Source organism: Bifidobacterium sp. UBA6881 (assembly GCA_002451435.1).
Lineage (GTDB): Bacteria > Actinomycetota > Actinomycetes > Actinomycetales > Bifidobacteriaceae > Bifidobacterium.
The window spans coordinates 10,050-11,280 of the sequence record DKCF01000021.1; the positions used below are offsets into that span (position 1 = coordinate 10,050).

The 1,231-nt window shown below is 62.6% G+C and carries 2 protein-coding genes; one reads left to right on the forward strand and one right to left on the reverse strand.

What is annotated here, in order from left to right:
* Positions 1-274 (reverse strand): YccF domain-containing protein (locus B3C64_RS01665; protein WP_291533274.1); only part of this gene is annotated, 274 nt, incomplete at its 3' end.
* 113 nt (positions 275-387) lie between these two features.
* Here B3C64_RS01665 and B3C64_RS01670 point away from each other — a divergent pair.
* Entirely contained in the window at positions 388-1,119 is a 732-nt protein-coding gene (locus B3C64_RS01670; protein WP_291533278.1) for a potassium channel family protein, read from the forward strand.
* Positions 1,120-1,231: the final 112 nt, after the last annotated feature.

Sequence of the window (1,231 nt, forward strand, 5' to 3'; positions counted from 1 at the left end):
CGCAGTTGATTAGGCCAGCCGCCACATAGCCGAGGGCGAGCCAGACGCCCGCCACGAAGAACCAGATGATATTGACCAGCAGCGAGCCGATGCCGCCGCCGTACCGCACCGTCTTGCCGAACGGCGTCAATGTCAGTCCGGCCATCTTGAACGCCTGGATGCCGAACGGGATGCCGATGATCGTGACGCATAGGACCAGACCGATGAACGCCCACGCGGCGGCGATCGCCAGGCCGCCGAAAACCAGCCACAGAATATTGCCGATGAGTCTCATAGTGCAATCCTAACGGATACGGAGGCGCGGAAAATCAGTGATACCCTGAAATGAACCCTGATTTACCGTCCACGCTTCCTATGATGTTATGCGTGGAAAAAGCAGACAAGGTATTGACATTGGGCAAATGGCAACGGGCGACGGAATGGCCGTTGACGGTATTGGCGCTGGTGTTCCTCTTCGCGTATTCGTGGGAGATCCTCGCGCAAAGCCACATCGCGTTGTGCGAGGCGACGATCAACGTCATCTGGGTGGTGTTCGTCATCGACTACGTCGTGTCGATCAGCGTGGCCGACGACAAGAAGACGTGGTTCAAGAACAATCTGCTGCTGCTCGCCTCGATCATACTGCCGATATTCCGCCCGCTGCGCCTCATCAGGCTGGTGGCGGTGCTGAACGTGCTCAACCGCACCAGCGGCATGGCCGTGCGCGGCCGCATCACCATGTACGTATGTTCCAGCGTGACGTTGCTGATCTACGTCGGATCGCTGGCCGTGCTCGACGTGGAACGGTACGCGCCGGGCGCGAACATCACCGATTTCGGCAAGGCGCTGTGGTGGTCGTTCGTCACCGCCACCACCGTCGGATACGGCGATCTGGCGCCGGTCACCTGGGAAGGCAAGTGCATCGCGGTGGGATTGATGCTCGCCGGCATCGCGCTGATCGGCGTCATCACGGCGACGCTCGCCTCGTGGATCGTCGACCGGGTGAGCGACGAGGCCGGCAAACGCGCCGACAAGTCCAACGACGAGACGGAACGGCTGAAGGCCAGCGTCGACGAGCTGACCGCCACCGTCGACCAACTGCGCGATGAGATCGCGCGCCTCGACAGGCCGCAGCGGTGAACCGGCCCGTCCGCGGCCAATCCATGGGCGCGGACGGCTGCGGTGATCGGACGCCGCGGTCCGGCATGGTGGGGCACTTGCCGGGATGCGCGTTCGGATTGCACGATGCCGC